Raw genomic sequence first — 24,435 nt, forward strand, 5'->3', positions numbered from 1 at the left:
GATCAGCGGTCGATCACTGCAAAGGCTCTTTCAGCGCGGCCGGAACCGGCAGCGGCATCACGTCGATGCCTTCTTCGGCCAAGGCTTGCGCGTCTTCGGGCGTGGTGACGCCGCGAATGCTGCGCGCGGGCGCTTCGTTGTAGTGAATGCGCCGCGCTTCCTCGGCGAAGCGCTCGCCCACGTTCTCGGTCTTCGCGAGCACCTCGCGCAGCGCACGCATTGCCTGCGCCTGCAGTTCGCGCGGATCGGCCGGCTGCGCCTGCGTCGCGCCCGACAGATTCAGGCGCGGCGCGGACGGCATGCGGCTGACCTCGGTCGAACCGCAAACCGGGCATTCGACCAGCTTGCGGGACAACTGCGCTTCGAACTCATCGGCCGATGCGAACCAGCCTTCGAACCGATGGCCATCCGGGCACTGCAAATCGAGGACCTTCATGCTGAATCAGGGCGTGCTGCCAGTGTATCGCAAATAGAAATTTTGTGAACGGTCGTGCTAAATTAAGTTCGAAAAAGGACGCGATCGAACGAACCGACGGCACCGATTGTATCCCTTCGCACAGTCTCCCGCTCGGCCCGGCTCACGGCCGGATCGCGTCGCCGAGCGGCCACGCGCCCGACATCGCCTTCTCGAGCCACATCGTGCCGATGATCGTCTTGACGTCGCTGATCTGCCCGGTGCGCACCCATTCGAGCAGATCCGGCAGCGTCGCCGTGAACGTCTCGAGGAACTCGCCGTCGTCGAGCTTGCGCTCGCCCGCCGTCAGGCCGCGCGCGAGATAGATGTCGATGAATTCGGTCGAATACGAAATGATCGGATGAATCCGCGTGAGAAACACGTATTCGCGCGCCGTGTAGCCGGTTTCCTCGCGCAGCTCGCGGATCGCGCACGCGAGCGCGCCTTCGTTCGGATCGAGCTTGCCCGCCGGGAATTCGGCCATCACCTTGCCGATCGGATAGCGATATTGGCTCTCCATCAGCACGCGGCCGTCGTCGAAGAGCGGAATGACCATCACGGCGCCCGGATGCGTCACGTATTCGCGCGTCGCATGCTTGCCGTCGGGCAGGCGAACCGTATCGCGCTTGACCTTCAGGAACGAGCCGTCGTACACGGGCTCGCTTTCGATGCAAGTTTCGGTGAGGGTGGCGTCGTGATTCGGCAAGTCGGCCATCGGCGGCTCCGCAGTGGGGCGCGACGGCCTACGCCGTCAGCGCCGTTTGACGAGATACTGGAACGTGAAGCCGGGAAACGCAAACACCACAAAAAGACTGAAGGTGATCGCGTAAAACTGCCAGCCCTGTTCGAAGCGATTGCCGGCGCGCGATTCGAGCCAGAAGCCCAATGCGCCGACGACGAAATACAGCACGATCAATTCGCCGATCCGGATCCACGCGCTCTTTTTCGCCGCCGCCCCGCTCTTGAGCGGCACGACGGCGAACAGGCGCTGGTTCAGGAACGGCAGGTTGGCGCCCGCGAGCGCCAACAGCACGATGAACCAGCCGGCTGCCGACATTACAGCGGCAGCGTGTGGCTGATCGCCTGCAGGCAGATCGTCATCAGCGGGCCCGGCACGATGCCGAGCACGACGACTGCGAGCCCGTTCAGCACGAGGACCGTGCGCTTGCACGCGTCGCCCGCGATCGGGGTCGTGTCCTGCGGTGCGTCGAAGTACATCAGCTTGACGATGCGCAGATAGTAGAACGCACCGAACAGTGACGTGATGACGGCGAGCACCGCGAGCCACGTGAGGCCGGCGTTGACCGTCGCCTCGAGGACCGCGAGCTTCGCGTAGAAGCCGACCGTCGGCGGGATGCCGGCGAGCGAGAACATCATCACCATCATCACGAATGCGAACACCGGGCTGCGCTTGTTGAGCCCCTTGAAGTCGTCGAGCGTTTCGGCTTCGAAGTCGCGGCGTGCGAGCAGCATCACGACGCCGAACGAGCCGAGCGTCGTCACGAGGTAGACGATCGTGTAGAACATCGCCGAGCTGTACGCGCTCGCCGCCGACGACGGGTTGCCGTTGACGACGCCCGCGAGCAGGCCGAGCAGCACGAAGCCCATGTTCGAGATCGCCGAGTACGCGAGCATCCGCTTCACGTTGCGCTGGACGATACCCGTGATGTTGCCGACGATCAGCGACAATGCCGCGAGGATCACGAGCATTTCCTGCCAGTCGACGGCGAGCGGCAGCAGGCCCATCACGAGGAAGCGCAGGCCCCACGCGAACGCCGCGACCTTGGGGCCGCCGCCGACGAAGAGCGTCATCGCGGTCGGCGCGCCCTGGTAGACGTCCGGCACCCACATGTGGAACGGCACGGCGCCGAGCTTGAACGCGACGCCCGCGACGATGAAGATCACGCCGAACAGCAGCACCGCGTCGTTGATGCGGCCCGATGCGACCGCCTTCAGCACTTCGTTGAGTTCGAGCGAGCCCGTCGCGCCGTACAGCATCGAGATCCCGTACAGCACGAAGCCAGAAGCGAGCGCGCCGAGCACGTAGTACTTCATCGCCGCTTCGCTCGACTGCGCCGCGTCGCGACGCAGCGCGATCACCGCATACAGCGACAGCGACATCAGCTCGAGGCCGAGGTACAGCGTCAGGAAGTTGTTGCCCGAGATCATCACGAGCTGGCCGAGCAGCGAGAACATGCCGAGCAGGAACACGTCGCCGCGGAACAGATCGCGATCTTCGAGGTACTTGCGCGAGTAGACGAGCGTCACGGCGAAGCCGAGCGACACCACCGCCTTCATCACGCTCGCGAACGAATCGACGACGACCATCCGCGAGAAGAAGTAGTACTGCTGCGGATCGAGGGCTTGCAGCGCGAACCACACGCCGGCCGCGGCCGATGCGACGACCGCGATCAGGTACGTGAGGCGGCGGCCGGCCGCGCCGACGAAGGTGTCGTTCAGCCACGCGACGATGATGGCGACCATCACCAGCGCATCAGGCAACAGGACATTCATAGGTGCGTTTTGCATGATCTTTGTATCCTCCGCTCGCGCTTACTGGGCCAGCGGCAGTTTCGACTGCGCGACGTGGGAGAGGAGGTTTTCCACGGAAACGTGCATCACGTCGGTGAAGGGCTTCGGATAGAGGCCCATCAGCATCGTGAACGCGGCGAGCACGGCGAGCATCACGAACTCGCGGCGGCTGATGTCCTTCAGCTTCGCGACGTGATCGTTCGCCACCGCGCCGAAGTACACGCGCTTGTACATCCACAGCGTGTACGCCGCGCCGAGAATCAGCGTGAACGCCGCGCCGAACGCGATCCAGAAATTGAACTGGACGGCGGCGAGGATCACCATGAACTCGCCGACGAAACCCGACGTGCCCGGCAGACCGCAGTTGGCCATCGAGAACAGCATCGCGAACGCCGCGAACTTCGGCATCACGTTGACGACGCCGCCGTAGTCGGCGATCTGACGCGAGTGCAGGCGGTCGTACAGCACGCCGATGCAGAGGAACATCGCGCCCGACACGAAGCCGTGCGAGATCATCTGGACGATCGCGCCTTCGACGCCGAGCTGGTTGAAGATGAAGAAGCCGAGCGTGACGAAGCCCATGTGCGCGATCGACGAATACGCGACGAGCTTCTTCATGTCCGCCTGCACCATCGCGACGAGGCCGATGTAGATCACGGCGATCAGCGACAGCGCGATCACGACGGGGGCGAAGAAGTGGCTCGCGTCCGGCGTGATCGGCAGCGAAAAGCGCAGGAAACCGTATGCGCCGAGCTTCAGCATGATCGCGGCCAGCACGACCGAGCCGCCCGTCGGCGCTTCGACGTGCGCGTCAGGCAACCACGTGTGGACGGGCCACATCGGCACCTTCACCGCGAACGCGAGGAAGAATGCGATGAAGAGCAGCACCTGCGGCGTCATCTCGATCTTCGCGTTCTGCCACGTGGCGAGGTCGAACGAATGCGTCTGCGTGTACAGGTAGATCAGCGCGACCAGCATCAGGAGCGAGCCGGCGAGCGTGTACAGGAAGAACTTGAACGCCGCGTACACGCGGTTCGGGCCGCCCCATACGCCGATGATGATGTACATCGGAATCAGCGTCGCCTCGAAGAACACGTAGAACAACAGGCCGTCGGCCGCCGAGAACACGCCGATCATGATCCCCGAGAGAATCAGGAACGCGGCGAGATACTGCGACACGTGCTCGGTGATCACCTCCCAGCCGGCGATCACGACGATCACCGTGATGAGCGCGGTCAGCACGACGAACCACATCGAGATGCCGTCGACGCCCAGGTGATACGTGATGTTGAAGCGTTCGATCCAGGTCGTTTGCTCGACGAACTGCAGCGCAGCGGTGCTCGAGTCGAAGCCCGTGATCAGCGGGATCGTGACGGCAAGGCCCGCCAGCGAGCCGATCAGCGCGATCCAGCGCGCCGCGCCCGGATTCTTGTCGGAGCCGACCGCGAGCACGATGAGGCCGAAGACGATCGGCAACCAGATCGCGGTACTGAGAATCGGAAAAGAGTGCATTAGTCGTCCCCCGCCTTATTTGCCGCCGAGCGTTACAAACAGGGTCAGGAGCCCCAGCATGCCGATGATCATGGCGAACGCGTAGTGATAGATGTAACCGGATTGGAGGAAGCGGATCACGCCGGCGAACCAGCCGATGAAGCGCGCGCTGCCGTTGACGAGGCCGTCGATCACCACGACGTCGCCTTCCTTCCACAGACCGCGGCCGATCGCGATCGAGCCCTTCGCGAACACGACCTCGTTGATCTTGTCCATGTAGTACTTGTTGTCGAGCAGCGTGTAGATCGGGCCGAACGCGCGACGGATCACAGCCGGCAGATCCGGGCGCTTCAGGTACAGGAACCACGCGGTCACGACGCCTGCGAGCGCGAGCCAGAGCGGCAGCGTCGAGATCGAGTGCAGACCGAGCGCCGCCCAGCCGCGGAATTCCTCCGCCATCTCGGCGAGCGCCGGGTGGTTCTGGCCGATGAAGATCACCTTGTCGAACGCGACGCCGTGCTGGAAGAAATCGCCGTACAGCATCGGGCCGATCGCGATCGCACCGATGACGACCGACGGAATCGCGAGCAGCACGAGCGGCACCCAGACGACCCAAGGCGTTTCGTGCGGCTCGTGCGCGTGGCCGTGACCGTGGTCGTCGTCATGGCCGTGATGCGCGGCCGACTCGGCGCCGTGGTTGTTGCCGAATTCCTTCGGATGGCGGAAGCGTTCTTCGCCGTGGAAGACGAGGAAGTACATCCGGAACGAGTACAGCGCGGTGACGAACACGCTCGCGACGACCGCGAAGTAAGCGAAGCCCGAGCCCGGCAGGTGCGACAGCTTCACCGCGTCGATGATCGAGTCCTTCGAGTAGAAGCCCGAGAAGAACGGCGTGCCGATCAGCGCGAGCGAACCGACGAGCGACGTGATCCACGTGATCGGCATGTACTTGCGCAGGCCGCCCATGTTGCGCATGTCCTGATCGTGGTGCATGCCGATGATCACCGAACCCGCGCCGAGGAACAGCAGCGCCTTGAAGAACGCGTGCGTCATCAGGTGGAACACGGCGACCGGATACGCGGACACGCCGAGCGCGACCGTCATGTAGCCGAGCTGCGACAGCGTCGAGTAAGCGACGACGCGCTTGATGTCGTTCTGGACGATGCCGAGGAAGCCCATGAAGAGCGCCGTGATCGCGCCGATCACCGTGATGAACGACAGCGCGGCGTCCGACAGCTCGAACAGCGGCGACATGCGCGTGACCATGAAGATGCCGGCCGTCACCATCGTCGCCGCGTGAATCAGCGCGGAGATCGGCGTCGGACCTTCCATCGAGTCCGGCAGCCACACGTGCAGCGGGAATTGCGCGGACTTACCCATCGCGCCGATGAAGAGGCAGATGCACGCGACGGTCAGCAGACCCCATTCGGTGCCCGGGAAATGCAGCGACGCGAGCTCCGCGCGCTTCGCGAACACGTCGCCGTAGTTCATCGAGCCGGCGTACGCGAGGATGAGGCCGATGCCGAGCAGGAACCCGAAATCGCCGACGCGGTTCACGAGGAACGCCTTCATGTTCGCGTAGATCGCGCTCTCACGCGTGAAGTAGAAGCCGATCAGCAGGTACGACACGAGACCCACCGCTTCCCAGCCGAAGAACAGCTGCAGGAAGTTGTTGCTCATCACGAGCATCAGCATCGAGAACGTGAAGAGCGAGATGTACGAGAAGAAGCGCTGGTAGCCGTCCTCTTCCGACATGTAGCCGATCGTGTAGATGTGCACCATCAGCGACACGAACGTGACGACGACCATCATCATTGCGGTCAGCGTGTCGACGAGGAAGCCGATTTCGAGCTTCAGCGAGCCGACGTTCATCCATTCGTAGACGGTCGCGTTGAAGCTCGCGCCGCCCATCACGTCGAAGAAGACGATCGCGGAAAGAATGAACGAGATCGCGACGCCGAGAATCGTGATCCGGTGTGCGCCCTTGCGCCCCACTGCGTTGCCGAACAGCCCCGCAATCAGCGAGCCGGCCAGCGGAGCGAGCGGAATCGCCAGCAGCAGGTTTTCATTGAGTGTCGTTGACATAACAGCGTTGCCTGAAATTAACCTTTGAGCTGATCGAGATCCTCGACATTGATCGTGTCGAGCTTACGGAACAGAGTCACCAGAATCGCGAGGCCGATTGCGGCTTCCGCCGCCGCGACCGTCAACACGAAGAACACGAAGATCTGGCCGTGCACGTCGCCCAGGTAATGCGAGAACGCGACGAAATTGGTGTTCACCGCGAGCAGCATCAGTTCGATCGCCATCAGGATCACGATGATGTTGCGGCGGTTCAGGAAGATCCCGACGATGCTGATCGCGAACAGGATCGCGCCCAGCACGAGGTAATGAGCCAAGGTCAACATAGATTCTTCTCCTCCGCTTAGCCGTTGTTCCCGCCCGACGCGGCGTCGCTCGCGGCGGTTTCCGGCTGCGGCTTGTCGGCTTGCATCTTCACGAGGCGCACGCGGTCTTCGCGGCGCACCTTCACCTGCTCGGACACGCGCTGGCGCTTGCTGTCCTTGCCCTTCTGCGCGGTCAGCGCGACCGCGGCGATGATCGCGACGAGCAGCACGAGGCCCGCGATTTCGAACGCGAAGATGTAGTCGGTGTAGATGACCTTGCCGATCAGCTTCGTGTTCGGCATGCCGGCGAGCGCGCCCGCGGCCACGTCGCGCACGGGCGAGGCCGTCGCGCCGTAGCCGCGCCACAGGATCAGGGCCGTCTCGACGATGATGATCGCGCCGACCGCGGTCGCCATCGGCACGAAGCGCTTGAAGTCTCGGCGCAGCACGTCGACGTTGATGTCGAGCATCATCACGACGAACAGGAAGAGCACCATCACCGCGCCCACGTAGACGAGCACCAGCAAGATCGCGAGGAACTCGGCCTCGAGCAGCATCCAGATCGCGGCCGCATTGAAGAACGCGAGCACGAGGAAGAGCGCAGACGCCACCGGGTTGCGCGAAGTGATCACCTTCAGCCCCGACACCACGAGGAGCAGCGAGAAGATGTAGAAGAGTACGGTCGTGAAGTCCATGATTACCGGTTCATCATTAGGCCATTGTCAGGCGCGGTTGGCTGGCACCGCCGGGCGTGCCGCGGCATCGCCGCGGCTTGGGCCGACCCGTCCTCCGGGCCGGCGCACGTCAATCACCGATACCGCGCATCGGCGGCCTTCGCGGCCGCGATCTCCTTCTCGTAGCGATCGCCCACCGCGAGCAGCATTTCCTTCGTGAAGTACAGATCGCCGCGCTTCTCGCCGTGGTACTCGAGGATCTGCGTCTCGACGATCGAATCGACCGGGCAGCTCTCTTCGCAGAAACCGCAGAAGATGCACTTCGTCAGGTCGATGTCGTAGCGCGTCGTGCGGCGGGTGTTGTCCGCACGCGTCTCCGACTCGATCGTGATCGCCAGGGCCGGGCACACCGCTTCGCACAGCTTGCACGCGATGCACCGCTCTTCGCCGTTCTCGTAGCGGCGCAGCGCGTGCAGCCCGCGAAAACGCGGCGAGATCGGCGTCTTCTCTTCGGGGAACTGCACGGTGAACTTGCGCTTGAACGTGTAGCGTCCCGTCAGCGCGAGCCCCTTCAGCAGCTCGGTCAGGAAGAAGGTCTTAAAGAATTGTTGGATTGCCGTCATGATTTCGTCCGCCCCTTATTTCCAGATATTCAGCGGCGACATCATCCAGAAACCGACCACGACCACCCAGATCACGCACACCGGCAGGAATATCTTCCAGCCGAGGCGCATGATCTGGTCGTAGCGGAAACGCGGGAACGTCGCACGGGCCCAAATGAACACCGACAGCAGCGCGAAGACTTTCAGCACCAGCCAGAAGATGCCCGGAATGAACGACAGGAATTCGAACGGCGCATCCCAGCCGCCGAGGAACAGCGTCGCCGCCATCGCCGAGATCACGATCATGTTGATGTACTCGGCGAGGAAGAACAGCGCGAACGCCATGCCCGAGTAATCGATCATGTGACCCGCGACGATCTCCGACTCCCCTTCCACCACGTCGAACGGATGGCGGTTCGTTTCGGCGATGCCGGAGATGAAGTAGATGACGAACACGGGCAGGAGCGGCAGCCAGTTCCACGACAGGAAGTTGACGCCGTGGCCCGCGAAGAAGCCGTGCTGCTGCGAGTTGACGATCTCCGACAGGTTCAGGCTGCCCGCCGTCATCAGCACGAGCACGAGTGCGAAGCCCATCGAGATTTCGTACGACACCATCTGAGCGGCCGCACGCATCGCGCCGAGGAACGCATACTTCGAATTCGACGCCCAGCCGGCGAGAATCACCGCGTAGACGCCGACCGACGAGATCGCCATCGCGTACAGCAGGCCCGCGTTGACGTTCGCAAGCACCGCGCCCGCCTGGAACGGGATCACCGCCCACACGGCGAACGCCGGCACGACCGTCATCACCGGCGCGATCAGATACAGCCAGCGGCTCGCCGCCGACGGATGAATCACTTCCTTCAGCAGCAGCTTCAGCACGTCGGCGATCGGCTGCAGCAGACCGGCGGGGCCGACGCGGTTCGGACCGAGACGCACGTGCATCCAGCCGATCAGCTTGCGCTCCCACAGAATCAGGTACGCGACGCTCAGCAGGATCACGACGGCGACGACGATGATGCGCACGAGCGCCCACACCGTCGGCCATGCGACGCCGAGAAGCTGGGCTCCGCCCGAGTTGATCGTATCGAACAAGCTCATTTACGCCTTCTCCACCACCAGTTCACCGGACAGGCTGCCGAGCGCTGCGCCGGCAGGCGTGGCCGCCGACACGCGAACGACCATCTCCGCAAGATTCTCGTCGCGCACGGCCGGCAACTGCACCGTGCGATCGCCCTGGCGCACGCGCACCGCGTCGCCGTTCTTCAGACCGAGCTTGTCGAACAGCGCGGCAGGCAGGCCCACCTTGTGCGCCACCTTCGAAGCGGCCGTCAGGTGCAGCGCGCCCGCGCGGCGCGACAGCGCGTCGGCGTGGTAGATCGGCACGTCGGCGAGGCGCTCGAGGCCGCCGTCGGCCGCCTTCGCAGCGGCGCGCGCGGGCGCCGCCGATGTCCTGTTCGACAGGCGCGGCGCGACGTCCTCGTCGCCGAGCGCGGCGAGCCGCACTTCTTCCGACGTCTCGTATTCGAAATTCGGCAGGCCGAGCAGGCTGCCGAGCACGCGCAGCACCTTCCATGCAGGACGCGTGTCGCCGAGCGGGCGCACGACGCCGTTGAACGACTGCGCGCGACCTTCCGCGTTCACGTACGTGCCGGCCGTCTCGGTAAACGGCGCGATCGGCAGCAGCACGTCCGCGTAGTCGAGGCCGAACTTGAACGGCGACAGCACGACGACCGTCTCCGCCTGCTTCAGCGCGGCGATCGCCTGCGCCGGATCCGCGGTATCGAATTCGGGTTCGACGTTGAGGAGCACGTAGCCCTTGCGCGGCTGCGCGAACGCGTCGCCCGCGTTCAGGCCGTTCGAGCCCGGCAGCGCGCCGACGAGGTGCGCGCCGACCGTGTTCGCCGCTTCCGTCAGGAAGCCGAGCGTCGCGCCCGTGGCGTCGGCGATCCATTGCGCGGTCGCATGGATCTGCGCGAATTGCGGATGCTGGACCGCGCTGTTGCCGAGCAGCACGACGCGGCGCTCGCCGTTCACGAGCGACTGCGCGACCGCTTGCGCGGCGCTCGACGGCTCGACGCCCGCGAGCGCATCCGGCAACGCGACGCCGCGCGCCCGTGCGACGGCGGCCGCGATGCCCGCGAGCGCGTCGAGCCATGCCGACGGCGCGGCGACGATGCGTTGCGCGGTCGGGATCAGCGAATCGTCTCCCGTCGCATGCAGGAAGTGCAGCTTCGCGCCGCTCTTCGCCGCCTGGCGCAGACGCGCGGCGAAGAGCGGATGATCGCGGCGCAGGAACGAGCCGACGACGAACGCGGCGTCGACGCCCGACAGATCGGCGATCGGCATGCCGAGCCACGGCGCGCCCTGGGCGGCCGCGGAGAAATCGGTTTGACGCAGACGGAAATCGAGGTTCGGCGTCTTCAGCTCGTGAGCGAGCTGCTTGAGCAGGAACAGCTCCTCGACCGTGCTGTGCGCGCTGCCGAGCGTGGCGAGCGCGGACGCGCCGTGCTCTTCGCTGATGCCCTTCAGGCCGCGCGCGACGTATTCGAGCGCGGTCTGCCAGTCGACTTCGCGCCACTCGCCGCCCTGCTTGATCATCGGCTTCGTCAGGCGCTCTTCGCTATTCAGGCCTTCGTACGAGAAGCGGTCCTTGTCCGAGATCCAGCACTCGTTCACGGCTTCGTTCTCGAACGGCAGCACACGCATCACGCGGTTGTTCTTCACCTGCACGACGAGGTTCGCGCCGACGGAATCGTGCGGGCTCACCGACTTGCGGCGCGACAGCTCCCACGTGCGGGCGCTGTAGCGGAACGGCTTGCTCGTCAGCGCGCCGACCGGGCACAGGTCGATCATGTTGCCCGACAGCTCGGAGTCGACCGTCTTGCCGACGAACGTCGTGATTTCCGAATGCTCGCCGCGGCCCAGCATGCCGAACTCCATCACGCCGGCGATTTCCTGGCCGAAGCGCACGCAGCGCGTGCAGTGGATGCAGCGCGACATCTCTTCCATCGAGATGAGCGGGCCGACGTCCTTGTGGAACACGACGCGCTTCTCTTCCGCGTAGCGCGACGACGACTTGCCGTAGCCCACCGCGAGATCCTGCAGCTGGCATTCGCCGCCCTGATCGCAGATCGGGCAGTCGAGCGGATGGTTGATGAGCAGGAACTCCATCACCGACTGCTGCGCCTTCACGGCCTTGTCAGAGTTGGTGTGGACGATCATGCCGGCCGACACGGGCGTCGCGCACGCGGGCACCGCCTTCGGCATCTTCTCGACTTCGACGAGGCACATCCGGCAGTTGGCCGCAACCGACAGCTTCTTGTGATAGCAGAAGTGAGGAATGTACGTGTCCGCCTTGTGAGCAGCCTGGATCACCATGCTGCCTTCAGGCACCTCGACCTTCTTGCCGTCTATTTCAAGTTCAACCATGATGGTGAATGGTCCTTAACCTATTACCGCTCGCCCGCGTCCGCTCGACCGGGCGCTCGAATTCTGCAATCGGGTTCCGCCGTCAGGCCGCGGCCGCATGCGCGTGGCCGCCGACCATGCAGTGCTTGTGCTCGACGTGGTACGCGAATTCGTCCCAGTAGTGCTTGAGCATGCCGCGCACCGGCATCGCCGCCGCGTCGCCGAGCGCGCAGATCGTGCGGCCCATGATGTTCTCCGCGACCGAGTTCAGCAGATCCAGGTCTTCCTGGCGGCCTTCGCCGTGCTCGATGCGGTTCACGACGCGGTACAGCCAGCCCGTGCCTTCGCGGCACGGCGTGCACTGGCCGCACGACTCTTCGTAATAGAAGTACGACAGGCGCAGGAGCGAGCGCACCATGCAGCGCGTCTCGTCCATCACGATCACCGCGCCGGAGCCGAGCATCGAACCCGCCTTCGCGATCGAGTCGTAGTCCAGATCGGTCTGCATCATGATGTCGCCCGGGATCACCGGCGCCGACGAGCCGCCCGGGATCACCGCCTTGATCTTCTTGCCGCCGCGCATGCCGCCGGCGAGCTCCATCAGCGTCGCGAACGGCGTGCCGAGCGGCACTTCATAGTTGCCCGGACGCTCGACGTCGCCCGACACCGAGAAGATCTTCGTGCCGCCGTTGTTCGGCTTGCCCATCTCGAGATAATTCTGCGGGCCGACTGCGAGCAGGAACGGCACCGCGGCGAACGTCTCGGTGTTGTTGATCGTGGTCGGCTTGCCGTAGACGCCGAAGCTCGCCGGGAACGGCGGCTTGAAGCGCGGCTGGCCCTTCTTGCCTTCGAGCGACTCGAGCAGCGCGGTTTCCTCGCCGCAGATGTACGCGCCGTAACCGTGGTGCGCGTGCAGCTGGAACGAGAAGCCCGAGCCCATGATATTGTCGCCGAGGAACCCGGCGCGGCGCGCTTCCTCGAGCGCTGCCTCGAAGCGTCGATACACTTCGAAGATCTCGCCGTGAATGTAGTTGTAGCCGACCGTGATGCCCATCGCGTATGCGCCGATGGCCATGCCTTCGATCAGCGCGTGCGGGTTCCAGCGCAGGATGTCGCGATCCTTGAACGTGCCCGGCTCGCCTTCGTCCGAATTGCAGACGAGATACTTCTGGCCCGGGAACTGACGCGGCATGAAGCTCCACTTCAGGCCGGTGGGGAAGCCCGCACCGCCGCGGCCGCGCAGCCCCGACGCCTTCACGTCGGCGATCACCTGCTCGGGCGGAATCTTTTCTTCGAGGATGCGGCGCAGCTGCGCGTAGCCGCCGCGCGCGACATAATCTTCGAGATGCCAGTTCTCGCCGGTGAGACCGGCGAGGATCAGCGGTTTGATGTGACGATCGTGGAGGGATGTCATTTCGAGAGCTCCTCAAGCAGCTGGTCGATCTTCTCGCGGCTCATGAAGCTGCACATCTTGTGATTGTTGAGCAGCAGCACCGGCGCATCGCCGCACGCGCCGAAGCACTCGCCTTCCTTCAGCGTGAACTTGCCGTCCGGCGTCGTTTCGCCGAAGTCGATGCCGAGCTTTTGCTTCAGATACTCGGCCGTCGCTTCAGCGCCGCCGTGCGGCCCGAGCTGGCACGGCAGATTCGTGCAGAGCGTGATCTTGTGCGTGCCGACGGGCGCGAGCTCGTACATCGTGTAGAACGTCGCGACTTCCTGGACCGCGATGGCCGGCATGCCGAGATAGTCCGCGACGAACTGCATCAGTTCGGGCGACAGCCAGCCATGCTCTTCCTGAGCGACGGCCAACGCCGACATCACAGCGGACTGTTTCTGATCGGCGGGATACTTCGCGATCGCTCGATCGATTTCTTTCAGGCCTTCAGCTGAGATCATTTTCAGACACGACTCTTTCAATTCCTACCGCACGAACAACCTGCCGCATGACCGATGCGGCAGACCTGGCGCTCACTGTTGACAGCTTGTTGCGACGGCGCGCCCGAGGCGCGCGCCGAGTGTGACCCGCCGCTCGCGGCTCGACCGGGCCCGCGAGCGGCGCGACCGTCAGCGGTCGACTTCGCCGAACACGATGTCCTGCGTACCGATGATCGTCACGGCGTCGGCGATCATGTGCCCGCGCGCCATTTCGTCGAGCGCGGACAGATGAGCGTAGCCCGGTGCACGGATCTTGAGGCGATACGGCTTGTTTGCGCCGTCCGACACGAGATAGATGCCGAACTCGCCCTTCGGATGCTCGACGGCGGCATACGTCTCGCCTTCGGGCACGTGAAAACCTTCCGTGAAGAGCTTGAAATGGTGGATCAGATCCTCCATGTTCGTCTTCATGCCGACACGCGACGGCGGCGCGATCTTGTGATTGTCGGTGATCACGGGGCCGGGATTCTTGCGAAGCCACTCAATACACTGTTTCGCGATACGCGTCGACTGGCGCATCTCCTCGACACGCACGAGATAACGGTCGTAGCAATCGCCGTTCACGCCGACCGGGATATCGAAATCGAGGCGATCGTACACTTCATACGGCTGTTTCTTGCGCAGATCCCATGCAATGCCGGAGCCGCGGAGCATCGGCCCCGTCAGGCCGAGCTGCATCGCACGCTCCGGCGTCACGACGCCGATGCCGACGAGACGCTGCTTCCAGATCCGGTTGTCGGTCAGAAGCGTTTCGTATTCGTCGACGCACTTCGGGAAGCGCGTGAAGAAATCGTCGATGAAGTCGAGCACCGAGCCCTGGCGCGTCTCGTTCATCCTCGCGAGCGCCTTCTCGTTGCGGATCTTCGACGCCTTGTACTGCGGCATCGCGTCCGGCAGATCGCGATAGACGCCGCCCGGACGATAGTACGCCGCATGCATGCGCGCGCCGGACACCGCCTCGTACACGTCCATCAGGTCTTCGCGCTCGCGGAACGCATAGAGGAACACCGCCATCGCGCCGACGTCGAGCGCGTGCGCGCCGATCCACATCAGGTGGTTCAGCACGCGCGTGATCTCGTCGAACAGCACGCGAATGTATTGTGCGCGCTCCGGCACGTCGATGCCGAGCAGCTTCTCGATCGCGAGCACGTAGCCGTGTTCGTTCACCATCATCGACACGTAGTCGAGACGGTCCATGTACGGCACGGACTGGATGAACGTCTTGTTCTCGGCGAGCTTCTCGGTCGCGCGGTGCAGAAGGCCGATGTGCGGATCGGCGCGCTGGATCACTTCGCCGTCGAGCTCGAGCACGAGGCGCAGCACGCCGTGCGCGGCCGGGTGCTGCGGACCGAAGTTGAGCGTGTAGTTCTTGATTTCAGCCATGACGCCCTCTCAATGTTTCAGACCGCCATAGCGATCCTCGCGGATCACGCGCGGCGTGATTTCGCGCGGCTCGATCGTCACCGGCTGGTATACGACGCGCTTCTCTTCCGGGTCGTAACGCATTTCGACGTAGCCCGAAACCGGGAAGTCCTTGCGGAACGGATGACCGATGAAGCCGTAGTCGGTGAGGATGCGGCGCAGGTCGGGGTGGCCTTCGAACACGATGCCGTAGAGGTCGAATGCTTCGCGCTCGTACCAGTTCGCCGAGTTCCAGACGTCGACGATCGACGGCACGATCGGCAGATCGTCGTTAGGCGCGAACACCCGCACGCGCAGGCGCCAGTTGTTCGCGATCGACAACAGGTGCAGGACGGCGGCGAAACGCGGGCCGTCGTAGGCGCCGTCGCCGTAGGTTTGATAGTCGACGCCGCAGAGGTCGATCAGCTGCTCGAAGCCGAGCGTGCGATCGTCGCGCAGCGCTTTCGCGACTTCGAGGTAATCGCCTGCCTTCACGACGAGCGTGAGCTCGCCAACCGCTTCTACGAGGCTCACCACGCGCGCGCCGAGCGCGGCTTCGAGGTTCGCCTTGAGGGTCTCGATTTTGCTTGCCATGTTGTGGGGTGCTCGATGCTTTATTGACGGGCGATGGTGCTCGTGCGGCGGATCTTCGCCTGCAGCTGGATCACGCCGTAGACGAGCGCCTCGGCGGTCGGCGGGCAGCCCGGCACGTAGACGTCGACGGGCACGATCCGATCGCAGCCGCGCACCACCGAGTACGAGTAGTGGTAGTAGCCGCCGCCGTTCGCGCACGACCCCATCGAGATCACCCAGCGCGGCTCGGCCATCTGATCGTAGACGCGGCGCAGCGCGGGCGCCATCTTGTTGCAGAGCGTACCCGCGACGATCATCACATCGGATTGACGCGGGCTCGGACGGAACACGACGCCGAACCGGTCGAGGTCGTAGCGGGCGGCGCCCGCATGCATCATTTCCACTGCGCAGCACGCGAGCCCGAACGTCATCGGCCACAGCGAGCCGGTACGCGTCCAGTTGATCAGCTTGTCAGCCGTCGTGGTGACAAACCCTTCCTTCAAGACCCCTTCGATACTCATTTGCTTTCCACTCCAGACAGGCGGCGACGCGTGGCCGCCCATGCAAACCGGCGATTAGCCCGTCACTCCCAGTCGAGGCCGCCCTTCTTCCAGATATAGGCAAAGCCCAGCAGGAATTCGAGCAGGAAAATCATCATTGCGATGAAACCGGGCCAGCCGATCTCGCGCAGGGCGACGCCCCACGGAAACAGGAATGCGGTCTCGAGATCGAAGATGATGAACAGAATCGCAACGAGGTAGTAGCGCACGTCGAACTTCATGCGCGCGTCCTCGAACGCCTCGAAGCCGCACTCGTAGGGCGCGTTCTTGTCGCTGTCGGGCTTGTTGGGACCGAGGATCTTGCCGATGCTGACCAGCGCTATACCTAAACCAGTGCCCACCAGGAGGAACAACAAGACGGGGTAATAGGCTGCGAGGTTCAAGGCTATCCTCTATTGGTTGGTTCCGAGCGTTCCGGAGAATAACACCGTTCCGGGGAAAGGATCATTTCGGACTACCGCAGAACCCAAGCTGAGCGCAAGGGTAGCCCAGAAATGAAAAATGCCAGCCACATGAAGCGGCTGGCATTGAGTAACTTTGGTGCCGACGGCGAGACTCGAACTCGCACAGCTTTCGCCACTACCCCCTCAAGATAGCGTGTCTACCAATTTCACCACGTCGGCACTGCATGCAACCCGGGAGGAACTTCGTATCCCGCGAATCGCTTCAAGATTTAAATTCTAACCCGGCTCTTCAAATTGTTCAACGCACAAGCGCGAATTTTTTGAAAATTTATTTCGGCACGTCCTGACCAGGCGCAGACGCGGCCGGCGCGGCGGCCGGCGCGGACGCGGCAGGCGCTTGCGACGCAGCAACCGACGACGCAGGCGCGGGAGCCGCGCCGAGCACGCCGACCGACGGTGCCGACTTGTACGAACCGAGATACGTCAACGCGAGCGTCGCGACGAAGAAGATCGTCGCCAGAACCGCCGTCGTGCGCGACAGGAAGTTTGCCGAGCCAGTCGCACCGAAGAGACTGCCCGACGCACCGCTGCCGAACGCCGCGCCCATGTCGGCACCCTTGCCATGCTGCAGCAATACGAGGCCGATCACGCCGAGCGCAGACAGCAGTTGGACCACAATGATCAAGACTTTGAAATACGGCATACATTCACCTGTTTGGTTTAAACAACCGGCGCACCTGCCGGCTGCCCCGATATCCTTTTCGCGCCCGCGTCGTGCGAATGCTTACTGCGCTGCCCGGCAGATCGCCAGAAAATCTCCGCTCTTCAACGACGCGCCGCCGATCAGGCCGCCGTCGATGTCCGGCTGACCGAACAGCTCGGCCGCGTTGTCGGCCTTCACGCTGCCGCCGTACAGCAGCGACACGTGCTCCGCCCCTTTCGCGGCGAGCCGTGCGCGCAGGAACGCGTGCACCTGCTGCGCCTGCTCGGCCGTCGCACTCTTGCCCGTGCCGATCGCCCAGACCGGCTCGTACGCGACGACGATGCGCGCCGCATCGTCCGCCGACAACACCGCGAGCACTGCGTCGAGCTGCGCGCCGACGACCCGCTCGGTCGCCCCCGCTTCGCGCTCGGCGAGCGTCTCGCCGACGCAGACGACGGGCGTCAGGCCCGCGGCGAGCGCGCGCTGCGTCTTCGCCGCGACGGTCTCGCTCGATTCGCCGTGATACGCACGGCGCTCCGAGTGCCCGACGATCGCGTAAGCCGCACCGAACTCCGCCACCATGCCGGCCGCGACTTCACCCGTGTAAGCGCCCTGTTCGTGCGCGGACACGTCCTGCGAGCCCCACGCGACGCGACCGCCCTGGAGCTGCGCCTGCGCCTGCGCGAGATACGGGAACGGCACGCACACACCGATGCCGACAGTGTCGTGCACCGCTTGCGCGCCTTGCGCGACTTCGTTCAGCAATGCCTGATTGCCGCTCAAGCGACCGTGCATCTTCCAGTTGCCGATCACCCGCTTGATTCTATGTTTCGACATCGTTTGTCTCGTCGTTGACGCGCCGAAGCCGGGCGTCGTGTTCATCTGGCGAAGCGAACCCGCGATTTTACTGCGCAGCTCTAGAGCCGGTCAAACCGCCGGTGTCAAGCGTTCGCACCCCAATCGAGCATGATCTTGCCGACGTGCTCGCTGCTCTCCATCAGCGCATGCGCGTCCGACGCCTGCGCGGCCGGCAGCACGCGGTAGATGACGGGCTTCACGCGCCCGTCCTCGATGAGTGGCCACACGCGCGCCTTCAATTGCGCGGCGATGCGCGCCTTGAACTCGACGGGACGCGGCCGCAGCGTCGAGCCCGTGACCGTCAGACGACGGCGCAGGATCTCGCCCAGATTGATCTCCGATTTCGCGCCGCCGAGGAGCGCGATCACGACGAGCCGGCCGCCGTCGGCGAGCGCCGTCAGCTCGCGCGGCACGTACGCGCCCGCGACCATGTCGAGAATCACGTCGACGCCGCGATCGTGCGTCAGCGACTTCACGACTTCGACGAAATCCTCAGTCTTGTAGTTGATCGCGCGCTCCGCGCCGAGCCGCTCGCATGCGCGGCACTTGTCGTCGGTGCCCGCCGTCGCGAACACGCGGAAGCCGAGCGCGTGCGCGATCTGGATCGCGGTCACGCCGATGCCGCTCGAGCCGCCCTGCACGAGGAACGTTTCCTGCGCACCGCCCTCGCCCGCGCCCAGTTGCGCGCGATCGAACACGTTGCTCCACACCGTGAAGAACGTCTCTGGCAGCGACGCGGCTTCGACGTCGGTCAGCCCCTTCGGCACCGGCAGGCACTGCGCGAGCGGCGCGGCCACGTACTCGGCATAGCCGCCGCCCGAGAGCAGCGCGCAGACGCGGTCGCCGAGCTTCAGGCCGAACGGGTTCGTCGCGGGGTCGGAAAGGTCGCCGCCGACGATCTCGCCGGCGACCTCGAGGCCCGGCAGATCCGACGCGCCGGGCGGCGGCGCATAAGCGCCCTTTCTCTGGAACACGTCCGGACGGTTGACGCCGGACGCCGCCACCTTGATCAGCACCTCGCCGCGCTTCGGCTCCGGCTGCGGGCGCTCCGTCAGCTTCAGCACGTCGGGCGCGCCGAATTCGGTGATTTCGATCGCTTTCATGCACGTCGCTCCAAGATCGTGACGGGTTTGCGCGCGCGATGCGCGCCCCGCAAACCGGTCCATCCTATGAAAAAACGGCCGGCGCGCATTCGCGCTGCCGGCCGTTTCGTCGCCGTTTACTGCTGCGGCGGCGTATCCGTCTGGTGGGCGGCTGCTTCATTCAGCAGCGCCTTGGCCGACAGACGCACGCGTCCCTTCTCGTCCGTCTGGATCACCTTGACCTTCACCTGCTGGCCTTCCTTCAGGTAGTCGTTGATGTCCTTCACGCGCTCGTTGACGATTTCCGAGATGTGCAGCAGGCCGTCCTTGCCCGGCAGCAGGTTCACGATCGCACCGAAATCGAGCAGCTTCAGCACCGTGCCTTCGTACACCTGACCGACTTCGATCTCGGCCGTGATGTTCTCGATGCGCTTCTTCGCTTCGGCCATGCCTTCGCTGTTCGTGCTCGCGATCGTCACGACGCCGTCATCCGAGATGTCGATCGTCGTGCCGGTTTCTTCGGTCAGCGCGCGGATCACCGAGCCGCCCTTGCCGATCACGTCGCGGATCTTTTCCGGGTTGATCTTGATCGTGATCATGCGCGGCGCGAATTCGGACAGCTGCGTGTTCGCGCCGGCGACCGCTTCCGTCATCTTGCCGAGGATGTGCATGCGGCCTTCCTTCGCCTGTGCAAGCGCGACCTGCATGATTTCCTTCGTGATGCCCTGGATCTTGATGTCCATCTGCAGCGCGGTCACGCCGTCGGCCGTGCCGGCCACCTTGAAGTCCATGTCGCCGAGGTGATCTTCGTCGCCGAGGATGTCGGTCAGCACCGCGAACTTGTTGCCTTCGAGAATCAGGCCCATCGCGATGCCCGCGACGTGCGCCTTCATCGGCACGCCCGCGTCCATCAGCGCGAGGCAGCCGCCGCACACCGACGCCATCGACGACGAACCGTTCGACTCGGTGATTTCCGACACGACGCGGATCGAGTAGCCAAATTCGTCGGCGCTCGGCAGGCACGCGACGAGCGCGCGCTTCGCGAGGCGGCCGTGGCCGATTTCGCGGCGCTTCGGCGAACCGACGCGGCCCGTTTCGCCGGTCGCGAACGGAGGCATGTTGTAGTGGAGCATGAAGCGCTCGCGGTATTCGCCTTCGAGCGCGTCGATGATCTGCTCGTCACCCTTCGTGCCGAGCGTCGCGACGACGAGCGCCTGCGTCTCGCCGCGCGTGAAGAGCGCCGAGCCGTGCGTGCGCGGCAGCACGCCCGTGCGGATCTCGATCGGGCGCACGGTGCGCGTGTCGCGGCCATCGATGCGCGGCTCGCCGTTCAGGATCTGCGAGCGGACGATCTTCGCTTCGAGATCGAACAGGATGTTGCCGACCGTCGCCGCGTCGGCGGCTTCGGCGTTCGACGCCGCCGCTTCTTCCGCGAGCTTCGCGGTGGCGGCTGCGTAGACTTCCTTCAGCTTCGTCGAGCGCGACTGCTTTTCGCGGATCTGGTAGGCCGCCTGCAGGTCGGCTTGCGCGAGCTCGGTCACGCGCGCGATCAGCGCTTCGTTCTTCGCGGCCGGCTGCCAGTTCCATTCGGGCTTGCCGCCTTCGCGCACGAGTTCGTGAATCGCGTCGATCGCCGTTTGCATCTGCTCGTGGCCGAACACCACGGCGCCCAGCATCACGTCTTCCGGCAGTTGCTGGGCTTCCGACTCGACCATCAGCACGGCACGCTCCGTGCCCGCGACGACGAGGTCGAGGCGCGACGCCTTGATCTGCTCGCGCGTCGGGTTCAGCACGTATTCGTTGTTGACGTACGCGACGCGCGCGGCGCCGACGGGGCCGTTGAACGGCAGGCCCGACACGGCGAGCGCAGCCGACGCGCCGATGAGCGCCGGGATGTCGGCCGGGACTTCCGGGTTCACCGACAGCACGTGGATCACGACCTGCACTTCGTTGTAGAAGCCTTCCGGGAAGAGCGGGCGCAGCGGGCGATCGATGAGACGCGACGTCAGCGTCTCGTGCTCCGACGGACGGCCTTCGCGGCGGAAGAAGCCGCCCGGGATCTTGCCCGCCGAGTAGGTCTTCTCGATGTAGTCGACGGTGAGCGGGAAGAAATCCTGGCCCGGCTTCGCCGACTTCGCGCCGACGACCGTCGCGAGGACGACGGTGTCCTCGATGTCGACGAGCACGGCACCGCTAGCCTGGCGCGCGATCTCGCCGGTTTCGAGGCGCACCTTGTGCTGGCCCCACTGGAATTCCTTCACGACTTTGTTGAACAGAGACATGGTCGCTCCTTTCAGGTTCTATGACTGGATCGCCGTGCGCGGACGAAGCCGGCATGGCGGCGGCGCGACCGGGCCACATGGGAAGAGGTGTGTTTTTTATGCCATTCCAGCGCCGTGCTCGCCGCTCGGCGTCGAGCGGGACGCGAACAGCGCGCTGGAATGACACAAAGCTCAACCCTTGTGCGCCTGGCCGGTTGTGGGCTTTGACAGCCCGACGGCATGCATCGTGCGTGCCGCGAAAAAACAAAATGCCTGTATCAGCAGACTGACACAGGCATCTTGCTGGAGGCGAGCAACGCCCCGATTACTTACGCAGACCCAGCTTCTCGATCAGCGCGCGGTAGCGGTCGGCATCCTTGCCCTTGAGGTAGTCGAGCAGCTTGCGGCGGCGGCTCACCATGCGCAGCAGGCCGCGGCGGCTGTGGTGGTCCTTCGCGTGGGTCTTGAAGTGACCCGTCAGTTCCGTGATGCGCGCCGTCAGCAGCGCGACCTGCACTTCGGGCGAGCCCGTGTCGTTGGCGCCGCGCGCGAACTGAGCAACAACTTCCGACTTCTTGATATCAGCAACAGACATTTGATTTCCTTTCGACTGAACAGGCGGACACGGAAGAAAGGCCGTGCCGTGATTTACAACCGGCGCGCATTGTAGCACAAGTCGCCCGGCCGGCGAACCCGCCTATCACGGGCGTTTCATACGGCATTCGGCGGAAGCCGCGCCCGGCGCGGGCGGCAGCTCGAGCACCGTCCGGAAGCCGTAACCCGACCCCGCGTTATCGAAGCGCACGCCCGGCGCGCCAACGCGATCCATCTCGATCACGTAAAGGGGTTGGATCAATTGGTGGTCGGCCGCGCGCATCTGCGCCGGGTGGAAGCCGTCGTCGTAGCGCATCCCCTCGAGCGCCCGCGCGACCGCGACCGGATCGGCCGAGCCCGCGCGCGCCATCGCCGCCGCCAGCATCTCGATCATCAGGCTCATCCGCCGCACCGGATAGTCGTCCTGCGGCGTCGGGAAGCGCGCGCGGAACGCGCGGTAGAACGCGTCGGACTGCGCGCCGCCCGCGTTCGGATGCCAGTCGGCGACCGCGAGCACGCGCTTCACGCCCGCGTCGCCGAGCGCGGCAGGCGCGTCCAGGCTGTTGCCGTAGAACGTGTAGAACTTCGTCGCGAGTCCCTGCTCGCGCGCCGCACGCACGAGCAGCGTCAGATCGTTGCCCCAGTTGCCCGTCACGACCGCGTCCGCGCCGCTCGCGCGAATCTTCGCGACGTACGGCGAGAAGTCCTTCACGCGTCCGATCGGATGAAATTCGTCGCCGACGATCGCGATGTCCGGCCGCCGCGCCTTCAACGCGGCGCGCGCGAGCGTGCTGACATCGTGCCCGAAGCTGTAGTCCTGGTTCAGCAGATAGACCTTCCTGACCGCGCGATCGCGCGCGAGCACGTCGGCGAGCGCGTCCATCCGCATGCCTGCGTGCGCGTCGAAACGGAAGTGCCAGAAACTGCAGTCGCGGCCCGTCAGCGCGGGATCGTCGGCCGAATAGTTGAGGAACAGCGCGCGATGCCCGGGATCGCGCGCGTTCTGCTTGGCGAGCGCGGCGACGAGCGCCGCCGCGACAGCCGAGCCGTTGCCCTGCGCGACGAAGCCTATCCCCTTGTCGGTCGCGGCGCGCAGCTGGACGAGCGCCTCCTCGACGCCGCCCTTGCTGTCGAGCACGACGAGTTCCAGCGGATGGGCGCCGTCGCGCAGCCGCACGCCGCCCCGCGCATTGACGCGCTCGACGCCGAAGCGCAGATTGCGCTCGGCCGCCGCGCCCGCATTCGCGAACGGTCCCGACATCCCCTCGACAAGCGCGATCCGGATCGGCTCGCCCGCCGCGCCGGCCTGCGCGGGCAACAGCATCGTCAACGAGAGCGCCGCCGAGGCAGCGGCAAAACGCATCCAGCAGGTAGACATCGCGTGGTTTCCTGCGCAGTCCGTTTGTCGAGCGCAGGATCATAGGCGAGCGCGCGGCGAACGGGCAAGCAGGACGGCCGAACGGACGCGTGGCGAGCGTCGATCGCCTGGCCGGGCACATCGTCCGTCCGGACGCACCGTCGGGCGCATGCCCCCATCGACGCCCGCCCCATCCGCCCGCCCTCCCGACGCCGGCTCGGAAAGGCGCCGCCGCCGCCCGCCGCCCGCCGCCCGCCGCCCGCCGCCCGCCGCCCGCCGTGTCGCCGTGTCGCCGTGTCGTGGATGCCACGGATGCCGCGCAGCGCAAACTTTTCCGCGCCGGCACGCGCACGCGCTCATCCGCCGTGATAAAACGTCGCCATCCCCGCCTCATGGAGAAAAGTATGTACGCTCGTCTCCCGCTGTTCGCTTGCGCGGCGGCGCTCCTTGCCGGCTGCGCCCAGCCGTGGCAGCAGTTTCGCGCCGGAGAGGACTCGTCGGCGATCGTCGCCCGGATGGGCCCGCCGCGCGAAGTCTACGACCTGCCTAACGGCGGCAAGCGCCTGATGTGGCCGACCCAGCCGATGGGCGAGGTCACGACGGCCGCCGACATCGACGCCCATGGCAGGATCGTCAACGTGCGGCAGGTGCTGCAGCCGCTCGAGTTCTATCGCGCCGAGATCGGCAAGTGGACCAGAACCGACGTGCTCGTGAACTTCGGCCGTCCGGTCGAGACGTCCTACTTCCCGCTGATGAAGCGTGAAGTGTGGACCTATCGCTATCTCGAAGACAACGTCTGGTACATGCTCTACAGCTTCTACTTCGACGATGCCGGCATCCTGCGCCTCACGCAGAAGACGCCCGACCCGCTGCACGACCCCGATCGCCGCACGTTGTTCTGATGCTCCCCGCCGCCGGCCGCCCGGCCGGCGCGCCCGCTTCCGAAGTCATTTAGCGCGCTCGGGTTCTTAAATGACTTTTTTATCATTTTTCTCATTAGCTTTTTAAAATTTTTGTCATCTTTCATGACGCGGCAATATCGCGACTGCCGCATCGGCGAAATCAAAAATAAAACATCCGCCTGACCCCCTCGGCCCCGCTGGACGGGCGTCTCACGCCCATTTCAGTGCGATATGCACCCTTTGCGGCCGTTCAA

The 24,435-nt window shown here is 64.8% G+C and carries 24 protein-coding genes and 1 tRNA gene; 1 reads left to right on the plus strand and 24 read right to left on the minus strand.

Features of this window, described 5'->3' with window-relative positions:
• Positions 1-13 precede the first annotated feature (13 nt).
• The 24 genes from BG90_RS01810 to BG90_RS01925 form a co-directional block, all read right to left on the minus strand.
• Positions 14-436 carry a DUF1178 family protein gene (locus tag BG90_RS01810; RefSeq protein WP_010102535.1) on the minus strand — a complete coding sequence of 141 codons (423 nt, stop codon included), beginning with the start codon at positions 434-436 and terminating at the stop codon, positions 14-16.
• 142 nt (positions 437-578) lie between these two features.
• Positions 579-1,169, minus strand: a complete 591-nt coding sequence (locus BG90_RS01815; RefSeq protein WP_010102534.1) for an NUDIX domain-containing protein — start codon at positions 1,167-1,169, stop codon at positions 579-581.
• A 36-nt stretch (positions 1,170-1,205) separates the two neighbouring features.
• The gene (locus BG90_RS01820; protein WP_010102533.1) at positions 1,206-1,511 is read right to left on the minus strand and encodes a DUF2818 family protein; all 306 of its coding nucleotides are present in this window, start codon (positions 1,509-1,511) and stop codon (positions 1,206-1,208) included.
• Positions 1,511-2,968, minus strand: a complete 1,458-nt coding sequence (gene nuoN / locus BG90_RS01825; protein ID WP_010114603.1) for an NADH-quinone oxidoreductase subunit NuoN — start codon at positions 2,966-2,968, stop codon at positions 1,511-1,513. Before nuoN ends, BG90_RS01820 begins: the two co-directional genes overlap by 1 nt.
• A gap of 39 nt (positions 2,969-3,007) precedes the next feature.
• On the minus strand, positions 3,008-4,498 hold the full coding sequence (locus BG90_RS01830) for an NADH-quinone oxidoreductase subunit M (RefSeq protein WP_010102531.1): 1,491 nt from the start codon (positions 4,496-4,498) through the stop codon (positions 3,008-3,010).
• A 15-nt stretch (positions 4,499-4,513) separates the two neighbouring features.
• Complete coding sequence (gene nuoL / locus BG90_RS01835) at positions 4,514-6,562, minus strand: NADH-quinone oxidoreductase subunit L (RefSeq protein WP_010114600.1); 2,049 nt, start codon at positions 6,560-6,562, stop codon at positions 4,514-4,516.
• A 17-nt stretch (positions 6,563-6,579) separates the two neighbouring features.
• A complete protein-coding gene (nuoK, locus tag BG90_RS01840; protein ID WP_010102528.1) occupies positions 6,580-6,885 on the minus strand; it encodes an NADH-quinone oxidoreductase subunit NuoK in 306 nt (101 codons plus the stop codon).
• Between the two features lie 17 nt (positions 6,886-6,902).
• Entirely contained in the window at positions 6,903-7,559 is a 657-nt protein-coding gene (locus BG90_RS01845) for an NADH-quinone oxidoreductase subunit J (RefSeq protein ID WP_010102526.1), read from the minus strand.
• Between the two features lie 113 nt (positions 7,560-7,672).
• Positions 7,673-8,161, minus strand: a complete 489-nt coding sequence (nuoI, locus tag BG90_RS01850; RefSeq protein ID WP_010102524.1) for an NADH-quinone oxidoreductase subunit NuoI — start codon at positions 8,159-8,161, stop codon at positions 7,673-7,675.
• A gap of 15 nt (positions 8,162-8,176) precedes the next feature.
• Positions 8,177-9,241 (minus strand): NADH-quinone oxidoreductase subunit NuoH, encoded by a 1,065-nt coding sequence (gene nuoH / locus BG90_RS01855; RefSeq protein ID WP_010102523.1) that lies wholly within the window; start codon positions 9,239-9,241, stop codon positions 8,177-8,179.
• Positions 9,242-11,572, minus strand: a complete 2,331-nt coding sequence (gene nuoG, locus BG90_RS01860; protein ID WP_010114597.1) for an NADH-quinone oxidoreductase subunit NuoG — start codon at positions 11,570-11,572, stop codon at positions 9,242-9,244.
• An 82-nt stretch (positions 11,573-11,654) separates the two neighbouring features.
• Positions 11,655-12,965 carry an NADH-quinone oxidoreductase subunit NuoF gene (gene nuoF / locus BG90_RS01865; RefSeq protein WP_010114596.1) on the minus strand — a complete coding sequence of 437 codons (1,311 nt, stop codon included), beginning with the start codon at positions 12,963-12,965 and terminating at the stop codon, positions 11,655-11,657.
• Positions 12,962-13,447, minus strand: coding sequence for an NADH-quinone oxidoreductase subunit NuoE (gene nuoE, locus BG90_RS01870; RefSeq protein ID WP_010102520.1), 486 nt, complete (start codon positions 13,445-13,447; stop codon positions 12,962-12,964). Before nuoE ends, nuoF begins: the two co-directional genes overlap by 4 nt.
• Before the next feature lie 168 nt (positions 13,448-13,615).
• Positions 13,616-14,869, minus strand: coding sequence for an NADH-quinone oxidoreductase subunit D (locus BG90_RS01875; RefSeq protein WP_010102519.1), 1,254 nt, complete (start codon positions 14,867-14,869; stop codon positions 13,616-13,618).
• 9 nt (positions 14,870-14,878) lie between these two features.
• Positions 14,879-15,481: an NADH-quinone oxidoreductase subunit C gene (locus BG90_RS01880; protein ID WP_010102517.1), complete on the minus strand. Its 603-nt coding sequence runs from the start codon at positions 15,479-15,481 to the stop codon at positions 14,879-14,881.
• A gap of 20 nt (positions 15,482-15,501) precedes the next feature.
• Positions 15,502-15,981, minus strand: a complete 480-nt coding sequence (locus BG90_RS01885; RefSeq protein WP_004186402.1) for a NuoB/complex I 20 kDa subunit family protein — start codon at positions 15,979-15,981, stop codon at positions 15,502-15,504.
• A gap of 62 nt (positions 15,982-16,043) precedes the next feature.
• A complete protein-coding gene (locus BG90_RS01890; protein WP_010102516.1) occupies positions 16,044-16,403 on the minus strand; it encodes an NADH-quinone oxidoreductase subunit A in 360 nt (119 codons plus the stop codon).
• Positions 16,404-16,558: 155 nt separating this feature from the next.
• Positions 16,559-16,643, minus strand: a tRNA-Leu gene (locus tag BG90_RS01895).
• 109 nt (positions 16,644-16,752) lie between these two features.
• Positions 16,753-17,127 (minus strand): preprotein translocase subunit SecG, encoded by a 375-nt coding sequence (secG, locus tag BG90_RS01900; protein WP_010114593.1) that lies wholly within the window; start codon positions 17,125-17,127, stop codon positions 16,753-16,755.
• A gap of 81 nt (positions 17,128-17,208) precedes the next feature.
• Entirely contained in the window at positions 17,209-18,009 is an 801-nt protein-coding gene (gene tpiA / locus BG90_RS01905) for a triose-phosphate isomerase (RefSeq protein WP_010102514.1), read from the minus strand.
• 59 nt (positions 18,010-18,068) lie between these two features.
• On the minus strand, positions 18,069-19,088 hold the full coding sequence (locus BG90_RS01910; protein WP_010102513.1) for an NAD(P)H-quinone oxidoreductase: 1,020 nt from the start codon (positions 19,086-19,088) through the stop codon (positions 18,069-18,071).
• Between the two features lie 116 nt (positions 19,089-19,204).
• Entirely contained in the window at positions 19,205-21,349 is a 2,145-nt protein-coding gene (gene pnp, locus BG90_RS01915) for a polyribonucleotide nucleotidyltransferase (protein WP_010102511.1), read from the minus strand.
• 304 nt (positions 21,350-21,653) lie between these two features.
• Positions 21,654-21,923, minus strand: coding sequence for a 30S ribosomal protein S15 (gene rpsO / locus BG90_RS01920; protein WP_004185828.1), 270 nt, complete (start codon positions 21,921-21,923; stop codon positions 21,654-21,656).
• A 105-nt stretch (positions 21,924-22,028) separates the two neighbouring features.
• A complete protein-coding gene (locus tag BG90_RS01925) occupies positions 22,029-23,300 on the minus strand; it encodes a branched-chain amino acid ABC transporter substrate-binding protein (protein ID WP_025989737.1) in 1,272 nt (423 codons plus the stop codon).
• Between the two features lie 383 nt (positions 23,301-23,683).
• On the opposite strand from BG90_RS01925, the gene BG90_RS01930 reads away from it, so the two are divergent.
• The gene (locus tag BG90_RS01930; protein ID WP_010114581.1) at positions 23,684-24,181 is read left to right on the plus strand and encodes a hypothetical protein; all 498 of its coding nucleotides are present in this window, start codon (positions 23,684-23,686) and stop codon (positions 24,179-24,181) included.
• Positions 24,182-24,435 lie beyond the last annotated feature (254 nt).

The organism is Burkholderia oklahomensis C6786, from assembly GCF_000959365.1.
GTDB lineage: Bacteria > Pseudomonadota > Gammaproteobacteria > Burkholderiales > Burkholderiaceae > Burkholderia > Burkholderia oklahomensis.

Excerpts from the sequence above, each read along its gene's own strand:
- BG90_RS01810 (WP_010102535.1), bottom strand. The coding sequence starts at position 436 with ATGAAGGTCCTCGATTTGCAGTGCCCGGATGGCCATCGGTTCGAAGGC.
- BG90_RS01815 (WP_010102534.1), bottom strand. The coding sequence starts at position 1,169 with ATGGCCGACTTGCCGAATCACGACGCCACCCTCACCGAAACTTGCATC.
- BG90_RS01820 (WP_010102533.1), bottom strand. The coding sequence starts at position 1,511 with ATGTCGGCAGCCGGCTGGTTCATCGTGCTGTTGGCGCTCGCGGGCGCC.
- nuoN (WP_010114603.1), bottom strand. The coding sequence starts at position 2,968 with ATGAATGTCCTGTTGCCTGATGCGCTGGTGATGGTCGCCATCATCGTC.
- BG90_RS01830 (WP_010102531.1), bottom strand. The coding sequence starts at position 4,498 with ATGCACTCTTTTCCGATTCTCAGTACCGCGATCTGGTTGCCGATCGTC.
- nuoL (WP_010114600.1), bottom strand. The coding sequence starts at position 6,562 with ATGTCAACGACACTCAATGAAAACCTGCTGCTGGCGATTCCGCTCGCT.
- nuoK (WP_010102528.1), bottom strand. The coding sequence starts at position 6,885 with ATGTTGACCTTGGCTCATTACCTCGTGCTGGGCGCGATCCTGTTCGCG.
- BG90_RS01845 (WP_010102526.1), bottom strand. The coding sequence starts at position 7,559 with ATGGACTTCACGACCGTACTCTTCTACATCTTCTCGCTGCTCCTCGTG.
- nuoI (WP_010102524.1), bottom strand. The coding sequence starts at position 8,161 with ATGACGGCAATCCAACAATTCTTTAAGACCTTCTTCCTGACCGAGCTG.
- nuoH (WP_010102523.1), bottom strand. The coding sequence starts at position 9,241 with ATGAGCTTGTTCGATACGATCAACTCGGGCGGAGCCCAGCTTCTCGGC.
- nuoG (WP_010114597.1), bottom strand. The coding sequence starts at position 11,572 with ATGGTTGAACTTGAAATAGACGGCAAGAAGGTCGAGGTGCCTGAAGGC.
- nuoF (WP_010114596.1), bottom strand. The coding sequence starts at position 12,965 with ATGACATCCCTCCACGATCGTCACATCAAACCGCTGATCCTCGCCGGT.
- nuoE (WP_010102520.1), bottom strand. The coding sequence starts at position 13,447 with ATGATCTCAGCTGAAGGCCTGAAAGAAATCGATCGAGCGATCGCGAAG.
- BG90_RS01875 (WP_010102519.1), bottom strand. The coding sequence starts at position 14,869 with ATGGCTGAAATCAAGAACTACACGCTCAACTTCGGTCCGCAGCACCCG.
- BG90_RS01880 (WP_010102517.1), bottom strand. The coding sequence starts at position 15,481 with ATGGCAAGCAAAATCGAGACCCTCAAGGCGAACCTCGAAGCCGCGCTC.
- BG90_RS01885 (WP_004186402.1), bottom strand. The coding sequence starts at position 15,981 with ATGAGTATCGAAGGGGTCTTGAAGGAAGGGTTTGTCACCACGACGGCT.
- secG (WP_010114593.1), bottom strand. The coding sequence starts at position 17,127 with ATGCCGTATTTCAAAGTCTTGATCATTGTGGTCCAACTGCTGTCTGCG.
- tpiA (WP_010102514.1), bottom strand. The coding sequence starts at position 18,009 with ATGAACACGACGCCCGGCTTCGGCGCGTCAACGACGAGACAAACGATG.
- BG90_RS01910 (WP_010102513.1), bottom strand. The coding sequence starts at position 19,088 with ATGAAAGCGATCGAAATCACCGAATTCGGCGCGCCCGACGTGCTGAAG.
- pnp (WP_010102511.1), bottom strand. The coding sequence starts at position 21,349 with ATGTCTCTGTTCAACAAAGTCGTGAAGGAATTCCAGTGGGGCCAGCAC.
- rpsO (WP_004185828.1), bottom strand. The coding sequence starts at position 21,923 with ATGTCTGTTGCTGATATCAAGAAGTCGGAAGTTGTTGCTCAGTTCGCG.
- BG90_RS01925 (WP_025989737.1), bottom strand. The coding sequence starts at position 23,300 with ATGTCTACCTGCTGGATGCGTTTTGCCGCTGCCTCGGCGGCGCTCTCG.
- BG90_RS01930 (WP_010114581.1), top strand. The coding sequence starts at position 23,684 with ATGTACGCTCGTCTCCCGCTGTTCGCTTGCGCGGCGGCGCTCCTTGCC.